Origin of the sequence: Xenorhabdus sp. PB61.4 (assembly GCF_963894935.1) — a bacterium.
Taxonomy (GTDB): domain Bacteria; phylum Pseudomonadota; class Gammaproteobacteria; order Enterobacterales; family Enterobacteriaceae; genus Xenorhabdus; species Xenorhabdus stockiae.
In genome coordinates, this window is sequence record NZ_CAWQJR010000135.1 from 40,684 (window position 1) to 49,207 (window position 8,524).

Here is an 8,524-nt window from a genome sequence, read left to right on the forward strand (position 1 = left end):
CAACAATATGACCAGTTCAGCCTATACAATAAAACTGAACGGTGTGGAGAAAACTTTTCCGGGGTTAGAAATTCCGGCGGTATCCCAGTTAAATGCAGAGCTGTTCGGAGGATCTGTGACTGGGCTTGTCGGCCCGGATGGTGCGGGAAAAACCACACTGATACGAATGTTGGCCGGGTTACTGAAACCAAATCGCGGCACTATTGAAATCATGGGGCTTGATCCCATCAAAGACAGTGTCGAAGTTCGTTCTAAACTGGGCTATATGCCCCAAAAATTTGGCCTGTATGAAGACTTAACCGTACAGGAAAACCTCAATTTATATGCAGATCTGCGTAGTGTAACTGGAGAAGAGCGACACTCCACTTTCCGGAAGCTACTGACTTTTACTGATTTAACCCGCTTTACTGGCCGACTGGCAGGTAAGCTCTCCGGCGGGATGAAACAAAAGCTAGGTCTGGCCTGTACATTGGTCGGCAGCCCCAAAGTGTTATTGCTTGATGAACCCGGTGTAGGTGTAGATCCCATTGCCCGACGGGAATTATGGCAAATGGTGCATGAGCTTGCTTCTGATGGCATGCTGATTTTATGGAGCACCTCTTATTTAGATGAAGCCGAACTTTGCCCTGATGTTTTATTGCTGAATCAGGGGAAATTACTTTATCGCGGTCAGCCGCAAAAACTGACTCAGGGTATTGCCGGACGCTCTTTTCTGCTTGATATCAAACCAGACTCCCGCCGGAAAATTCTGCAACAGGCACTCACATTGCCACAAGTCACCGATGGCGTAATTCAGGGCAGATACCTTCGGCTAATTTTAAGAGCCGGCGCTGACAGTGCTGAGCTATGTCAGCAACTAGGGCTACCTGATATCAAGCTCTTTGATGCGGAACCACGTTTTGAGGATGCCTTTATTGATTTACTGGGTGGCATCCCTTCCCGCCGTTCAGAGCTGGCAGAAATCATGCCGCAGATCCCGCCAAATCCGACAGAAACCGTAATAGAAGCCCGTAATCTGACAAAAAAATTCGGCGATTTTACTGCTACAGATCATGTGAACTTTCAGGTAAAACGAGGGGAAATTTTCGGCTTACTGGGGCCCAATGGAGCCGGAAAATCTACGACATTCAAAATGATGTGTGGATTGATGCTTCCGACACATGGTAATGCGTTGGTATTGAATATGGATTTAAAGACTGATTCAGGTCAGGCTCGCCAGCACCTCGGTTATATGGCGCAAAAATTTTCACTCTATGGTGATTTAACTGTAGAGCAAAACCTGAAATTCTTTTCCGGCGTTTATGGTTTAACTGGTCGCCAGCAAAAGAAAAAAATGGCAGAAATGATTAGTGCTTTTAGCCTGAAACCCATTTTGCACCAAACGACCGACAGCCTGCCACTCGGTTTTAAACAGCGGTTGGCCCTTGCCTGCGCTCTGATGCATGAACCCGATATTCTGTTTCTGGATGAACCGACATCAGGAGTTGATCCACTGACACGCCGTGAATTCTGGTTACACATCAATGGGATGGTGGATAAAGGTGTTACCGTGATGGTCACGACACATTTCATGGATGAAGCAGAGTATTGTGACCGTATCGGTTTGGTTTTTCGCGGAAAACTAATTGCGGCAGGTACACCTGACAAATTGAAGCGACAGGTATCAACGACAGAGTGCCCTAACCCGTCAATGGAAGATGTTTTTATCGACCTCGTGGTGAATTACGATAAGGAGCCGCAATGAGTCGTAATGAAGAAAATCATGCTGAACAAGCTCCCAAAACTCCAAAAGCAGTCAGTTTTTCATGGCGGCGACTAAAAGCACTTTGTATTAAAGAGAGTAAGCAGATTATACGAGATCCCAGCAGTACCTTAATTGCTGTCGTAATTCCACTTATGCTGTTATTTATTTTCGGTTACGGGATTAATCTTGATTCCAGTAAACTTCGCCTCGGTATCTTGATGGAGCAACAAAGCAAAGATGCACAGGAACTGGTTCATGCATTCACCGGATCACCTTATATTGATGCCACAATCAGCAATAATCGCCAGCTTTTGATCAATAAAATACAGGCCGGTGAAATTCGCGGCATTATTGTTATTCCGGTCAATTTTGATGCACAGCTTGCCCGGGTTGGTGATCATGCACCAATTCAGGTGATCACAGATGGCAGTGAACCTAATACAGCCAATTTTGTACAGGGTTACGCTAAAGGGGTTTGGCAAATCTGGTTACAGCAACGAGGGCAAAATCAGGGAACCTCAACAACCCCACTCATTGATATGCAAATCCGCTACTGGTTTAATCCGGCTGCAATCAGCCAGCATTTTCTGATTCCCGGTGCGATTTCAATTATCATAACAGTTGTTGGCGCAATCCTGACTTCTCTGGTTGTCGCTCGCGAATGGGAACGAGGTACAATGGAAGCCCTTTTATCCACTCAGGTTACCCGAACCGAATTATTGCTTTCCAAATTACTGCCCTATCAGGTGCTCGGCTCTTTCGTCATGGTACTTTGCATGGTTTTTGCCGTCTTTATTATGGGTATTCCTTATCATGGTTCGCTTTGGATACTGGCTTTAGTTTCCAGCTTGTATCTCGCTACTGCTTTAGGAATGGGGTTATTAATCTCAACAGTGACCCGTAACCAATTTAACGCGGCAATGATTTCCCTTAATGCTGCTTTTTTACCCGCCATTATGCTATCCGGCTTTGTATTTGAAATAAATAGTATGCCGTGGCTGATTCAGCTTTCTACTTATATTGTTCCTGCCCGTTATTTTGTCAGTAGCTTACAAACGTTGTTTTTGGCAGGTAATATCGGCACCGTTTTAATCACAAATTTGCTGTTTTTAATTGCCAGCGCCATCGTGTTTATTGGCCTGACTGCATGGAAAACCCGCCGACATCTGGATTAAAAAGGAAAGAACATGTTTCATCGCCTATATACACTCGTCATGAAAGAATTACAGTCTCTCCTGCGAGATCCTCAGACACGGGCGACTCTGATTCTGCCCGTTATTTTTCAGATGATACTGTTTCCGTGGGCTGCAACACTGGAAGTTAAAAATGCCACCATCGCAATTTATGACGAAGATAAAGGGCAGGCATCCATCGAACTGACCCAACGGCTGGCTAACTCTAAAGCCTTTCCTGATCTGATTATGCTGAACAGCTCTCAGGAGATTCGACCGACACTGGATAACCGTGATGCCTTGCTATTAGTTCGTTTTCCACAAAATTTCAGTGCTCATATTGCCAGCCATTCCTCTACTTCTATTCAGGTTCTGCTGGACGGACGTAACTCAAACAGCGCACAAATTGCTGCCAACTATCTTCAACAAATAGTGATGAACTATCAGAAAGAATTACAGGGTAATACACCGGGGATCAATAACAGCGAACTCATTATCCGCAACTGGTATAACGCCAATCTGGATTATAAATGGTTTGTGGTTCCATCTCTGGTTGCCATGATAACAACCATTGGCGTTCTGATCGTCACTGCTCTTTCCGTTGCCCGAGAGCGAGAACAGGGAACATTGGACCAATTGCTCGTTTCCCCTCTGACCACATGGCAAATTTTCATTGGTAAAGCTATTCCGGCGTTAGTGGTAGCAACCGTGCAGGCAAGTATCGTTTTGCTGATTGGAACATTATGTTATCAAATTCCATTTTCAGGCTCACTACTGCTGTTTTACGGCTGTATCCTGATTTATGGGCTATCTCTGGTCGGGTTTGGCTTGCTCATTTCCGCTATTTGTTCAACACAACAACAGGCTTTTATCGGCGTGTTTGTATTTATGATGCCTGCCATCCTTCTTTCTGGATATATCTCTCCCGTTGAGAACATGCCCATCTGGTTACAGGATATAACATGGATAAACCCAATCCGGCACTTTACTGACATCACTAAACAGATTTATTTGAAAGGCGCTGATTTTTCGGTGATCTGGCACAGCCTATGGCCTTTACTGGTGATTATTGTAACAACAAGTGGAATTGCTTATCGGTTATTTCGGAGCAAAATTGCGTGATGTTTTAATTTATAATGATCTGACAGATGAAATTTAATAATAGAGATATAAAATAGGGTAATGAGACAACGGCAATATTAATAATACTCTTTATCTAAAGAATATTTAAATTTTGTGAATACAAGTTTAATATTAACCGTTGTCATATAATACACTCTCATACAACTGAAAATATAGAATTATCTTATTAGGCGAATCCAAGCCATATAAATACTACATAAACATGTTACTTATCCTGACCTACAAAGGCCTTAGTTGGTCTTGGAGTCAAGAACATAACACACACACCAGCCAAAGATATTATAACTCCACCTAATGCAAGATAAATAATAGATGCATGAGAAATAATGACTCCTCCAACAACAGAACCTAAAGCTATTCCTGAGTTAAAACCTGCAATATTAAGTCCTGAAGCCACTGGAATTGCTTCAGGAACATAATTCTTAGCAATATTTATTACTCTAGCTTGCATAGCAGGAACTGCTGCATAAGAAATTGCACCAATGGTAGCGACGAGAATACCCATAATTATCATGGAGTTTCCGAAGAAGTACATAAGTAATAGATCAGCACTTAATAACAATAATATTGTCATAACAGAACGTTCCGTCCCAAGAAAATCTGTCATTTTTCCACCTATTACATTACCAACGGCAGCAAATACTCCATAAAATAACATCATATAACTTGCTGTCTCAATTGAAACGTTGGTTACCTGATAGAGCAAAGGTGATATATATATACAAAGTAAATGCACCTGTATAACCCAGTACAGTAACAAGTGCACCTAAAAGAAGAATAGGACTAAATATATAAGATAATGATTTTATCGGATGTACCATAACATTTTCTTTATCTCCTGTATTAGCTGGCATCCAAAAAATCAATCCTATGAATCCAACTAATCCAAAAACTGTAACCAAAGAAAAACTGAGTTTCCAAGATATGACACTTCCCAAATATGTTCCCACTGGAACACCTAATGCAAGAGCCAGAGTTAACCCAGTAAAAACACATGCTACTGCCGCTCCACTTTTTTCTGGGGGAACAAGCGCAGTAGCTACACTCGCGGAAACAGCCAAAAATAATCCATGAGCAAGTCCAGCCACAAATCTCGAAATAATCATCATTTCAACACTACTTGAAATTGTTGCCGCCAAACTTCCAAGAGAAAAAATCACCATTGTAACGAGCATTACACCTTTTCGAGACCATTTAGTAGTTATTGCAGTAAGAAATGGAGCTCCAATCGTCGCCCCTACAGCATAAGCTGTAATTGTCAGGCCTACTGAATCCACTGAGACATGAAAATCATTAGAAATAGCTGATACAAGTCCAATCACTAAAAATTCTGTCAGCCCGAGTGCAAACGCACATAAAGAGAAAATATAAATAACAAATGGCATATTTAACTCCCAAATATCTAATTACCATGTAAAATCATAGTAATTACAGAGTAGATATAATAAAAATAATTTTATTTTAGATATGATATCTGAATTTTTATATCACTTATTTTTCAATAAGTAGCTCAATATACTTTCACAATAATTAATTATAATTATTTCTTAGATAGGAGAAATTCCAATGAGTTACCTTATTCAATTACGTAGTTTTCTTGATGTTTATCGATCTGGTTCTATTTCAAAAGCAGCAACTAGGCTTGGGATTAGCCAACCAGCAGTATCTGCTCACATACAATCTCTAGAATCATTCATGGGAAATATCTTGTTTACTCGACGTTCTCATGGTGTTACACCGACTGCTGAAGCCGATGCTCTTGCACTTCAAATAGCAACTCATTTGGATGTAATTGAAACTAAACTTTCATTAATTCGTGGTAAGTCAAAAAAAATTGAAGGCGTTATAAGAATAATTGCACCAGCAGATTTTTTATGGGCAAAATCAGCAAATATATTATCCACTATCACTAATAAACAACTTAGATTTAAATTTTTAATTGGTGATAGGAAAAAAATTTATTCTAGTCTGAATGATGGTGATAGTGATTTAGCTTTTACAACTTCACCACCGGATGAAAATAAATTTGGATTTGAAGTAATTGGAACTGAAAAGCTCATCATAGTCGCATCACTATCCATAGCAAATGAGTTAAAAAACAAACTAATTACCCCTGATATATTAGAGAAACATCCACTAATCTCTTACGATAATCAATTACCCTTAATTAGAGATTATTATAAATTGGTTTTTGGTATTGATGCTAATGTTTTACCATCAATTATCATATCCGACCTAAGAATTATTGAAAGAATAATTAGTGATAGCACTGGTTGGACTATTATGCCTGAATATTTATGCGAAGAAGGACTAAATAATGGAAAAATTTTCAAAATAAATGGTGGAATTAATACTCCAGAAAATAATTTTTATCTTGTTTGGAATAAGAGTTCCTTGCGACACCCAAGAGTTTTATATGTTAAAGAACATATAATAAACTTAGCTAAGGTGGGTTACTTTAAATGAATAAATTAGTCAAGGGCTGTGGCATAAATATACGTCAATGATAGTTAATTTAGTAACCTCATGATTTGTGTCTGGAAGAGGGAAAGAACTGACATAATAGGACAAATCTACGTGCCTTTACCATTTTTTGAACAGTATTTTTCGACCGCAATACTTTAAAAAAGCATGTTTTCTCCCTGCCTATTATCCTAAAAACGAATCTTTCAATGTAAATTCGTCTACCAAACGTGAAAACTTATTCTATGGAAACGTAGTTAAGTTATTGAACAGAAAACACAACATAGAGATAGAGCTACTTAAAATCACCTGAAATAATTATCGTAATGGAGTACTAAATGTAAGGTAATTTATCAGGTTGAATGCAAAATCCATTTATTAACAATAAATTCAAATAGATTTCTGACTCTTACTCTTTCAATTTTACAAACAACAATTTTATACAATATTTAACATTGTAGTAGAGGTATAGTTAATGTAAAACCAAATTATGTGAATTAAAATATGATATTTAGAACTGATGATTTTTGGATTAAAAATCCACCAGAAATTTCTTCAATTGCAACTCTTGGTCCCGAAGGAGCAAGCAGTCAATCAGCAGCAAAATATCTGAGAAACTTAATTAGAAAACCCTTAGATATACTTCTTTTTGATACTTTTGAACTCGCCTCTAATTATATGAAAAAAAATGAATCGTGCATTCTTCTAGTCACCAACGCATATCAGCAAGTAGATAACTTTTACATGGACAAAAACACCATTCTAATTGGATCCTTTTTCTATTCACCTCCTGATTATTATCTTGGCTGTAAAACTTATCTTGCTTTAAAGAAAAAAATAGCTGAGCAACAGACCATAAAAGTAGCCACACATTACGCTTCCCTATCTCGTTTGGAGAGCTTAATTAGATCGCCTAAAAACAGGATATTTGGAATATCTGATGCTTGTTTAGAACTAGAAATTATAAACTCTACAAGCCATGGAGCGAGGCTAGTTGTAAATGGCGATATTGATTGTTGCTTAGCCAATGCTAACGCAATTAAACATTATGGGCTTACACCAATATCTCATCCTCTACATATTGAAATGACATGGGGAGTATTTTTTAACAGCCGAATTCATAAAAGGAACATTGCATAATTGATAACAAAAATTTTGTATCAATAATCGATAAAAATCTTCCTTTTGGAGTAATTACAAACACAGTAGCAATACTAGCTATTAGTCTTGGCAATACTCGCCTGATAACATAAAATCACTGACTTTTAGGATGAAAATTCTTATGACTCAATTAATTGCAATGGCAGTTTTTGCTTTTGTAACTTCTATATCGCCAGGGCCTGTAAACATAATAGCAACAGTTACCGGAGCTAATTGCGGATATATTAGAACTGTTCCACATATAACCGGTGCTACAATTGGTTTTGTATCAATTCTATTTTTACTAGGCTTTGGATTAGCTCAATTTATAAATGAAATACCATACCTAACCGAAACTCTTACTTATATAGGAGGCTGTTTCCTATTATACCTAGCCTATAAAGTTGCTGTACAAAATACAAGGGTTAGTGATAATAGTGAGCTAAAGATTAGTGCTCCATCCCTTATACAGGGGGTAATGTGCCAATGGCTTAATCCAAAAGCATGGATTGTGTCTTTAGCAGGCATATCCGTTTTTAGTAGTCATGATGCCGAAATTAATACACTACTACTTTTTTGTGCGATTTTTTTTATTGTCTGTTATGCATCAATTTCAGCATGGGCTGTTTTGGGAATTACTATTAGGAAAATTTTGAATATACCTGAACATTATAAGATTTTTAATCTCACTATGGGTCTATTGTTAGCAATTACGGTCATATACACTTTTTTTATGTCAGGCTAAAAGCTATTGATGTTGTAAGGCCATAATTTATTCAATTCATATTGATAAACAGGTCATAATAAATGCCAGTAAAAACATGCTGGCATAATTTTAGTATATTCCTTATTACTTTGATAT

8 protein-coding genes are annotated in these 8,524 nt (G+C 38.4%); 6 read left to right on the forward strand and 2 right to left on the reverse strand.

The genetic code is table 11. The features are described from left to right. Window positions 1-7 precede the first annotated feature (7 nt). From AACX68_RS07540 to AACX68_RS07550, 3 genes are read left to right on the forward strand one after another with little or no spacing between them, the layout of a single operon-like run. A complete protein-coding gene (locus AACX68_RS07540; RefSeq protein WP_228858691.1) occupies window positions 8-1,744 on the forward strand; it encodes an ATP-binding cassette domain-containing protein in 1,737 nt (578 codons plus the stop codon). Further along, window positions 1,741-2,919, forward strand: coding sequence for an ABC transporter permease (locus AACX68_RS07545; protein ID WP_228858692.1), 1,179 nt, complete (start codon window positions 1,741-1,743; stop codon window positions 2,917-2,919). The genes AACX68_RS07540 and AACX68_RS07545 overlap by 4 nt, the downstream gene beginning before the upstream one ends. Before the next feature lie 12 nt (window positions 2,920-2,931). Continuing rightward, a complete protein-coding gene (locus tag AACX68_RS07550; RefSeq protein WP_228858693.1) occupies window positions 2,932-4,038 on the forward strand; it encodes an ABC transporter permease in 1,107 nt (368 codons plus the stop codon). 226 nt (window positions 4,039-4,264) lie between these two features. Here AACX68_RS07550 and AACX68_RS07555 read toward each other — a convergent pair whose 3' ends face one another. Next, complete coding sequence (locus AACX68_RS07555; RefSeq protein WP_228858694.1) at window positions 4,265-4,720, reverse strand: MFS transporter; 456 nt, start codon at window positions 4,718-4,720, stop codon at window positions 4,265-4,267. A 13-nt stretch (window positions 4,721-4,733) separates the two neighbouring features. Beyond that, a complete protein-coding gene (locus tag AACX68_RS07560) occupies window positions 4,734-5,444 on the reverse strand; it encodes an MFS transporter (protein WP_228858695.1) in 711 nt (236 codons plus the stop codon). A 181-nt stretch (window positions 5,445-5,625) separates the two neighbouring features. On the opposite strand from AACX68_RS07560, the gene AACX68_RS07565 reads away from it, so the two are divergent. From AACX68_RS07565 to AACX68_RS07575, 3 genes are all read left to right on the forward strand, one after another. Beyond that, the gene (locus tag AACX68_RS07565) at window positions 5,626-6,525 is read left to right on the forward strand and encodes a LysR family transcriptional regulator (RefSeq protein WP_228858696.1); all 900 of its coding nucleotides are present in this window, start codon (window positions 5,626-5,628) and stop codon (window positions 6,523-6,525) included. Window positions 6,526-7,026: 501 nt separating this feature from the next. Further along, window positions 7,027-7,662 carry a hypothetical protein gene (locus AACX68_RS07570; protein ID WP_228858697.1) on the forward strand — a complete coding sequence of 212 codons (636 nt, stop codon included), beginning with the start codon at window positions 7,027-7,029 and terminating at the stop codon, window positions 7,660-7,662. A 142-nt stretch (window positions 7,663-7,804) separates the two neighbouring features. Next, window positions 7,805-8,407 (forward strand): LysE family translocator, encoded by a 603-nt coding sequence (locus tag AACX68_RS07575; RefSeq protein ID WP_228858698.1) that lies wholly within the window; start codon window positions 7,805-7,807, stop codon window positions 8,405-8,407. Window positions 8,408-8,524: the final 117 nt, after the last annotated feature.

Coding starts and splice junctions, on each gene's coding strand:
- AACX68_RS07540 (WP_228858691.1), top strand. CDS start 8: ATGACCAGTTCAGCCTATACAATAAAACTGAACGGTGTGGAGAAAACT.
- AACX68_RS07545 (WP_228858692.1), top strand. CDS start 1,741: ATGAGTCGTAATGAAGAAAATCATGCTGAACAAGCTCCCAAAACTCCA.
- AACX68_RS07550 (WP_228858693.1), top strand. CDS start 2,932: ATGTTTCATCGCCTATATACACTCGTCATGAAAGAATTACAGTCTCTC.
- AACX68_RS07555 (WP_228858694.1), bottom strand. CDS start 4,720: ATGATGTTATTTTATGGAGTATTTGCTGCCGTTGGTAATGTAATAGGT.
- AACX68_RS07560 (WP_228858695.1), bottom strand. CDS start 5,444: ATGCCATTTGTTATTTATATTTTCTCTTTATGTGCGTTTGCACTCGGG.
- AACX68_RS07565 (WP_228858696.1), top strand. CDS start 5,626: ATGAGTTACCTTATTCAATTACGTAGTTTTCTTGATGTTTATCGATCT.
- AACX68_RS07570 (WP_228858697.1), top strand. CDS start 7,027: ATGATATTTAGAACTGATGATTTTTGGATTAAAAATCCACCAGAAATT.
- AACX68_RS07575 (WP_228858698.1), top strand. CDS start 7,805: ATGACTCAATTAATTGCAATGGCAGTTTTTGCTTTTGTAACTTCTATA.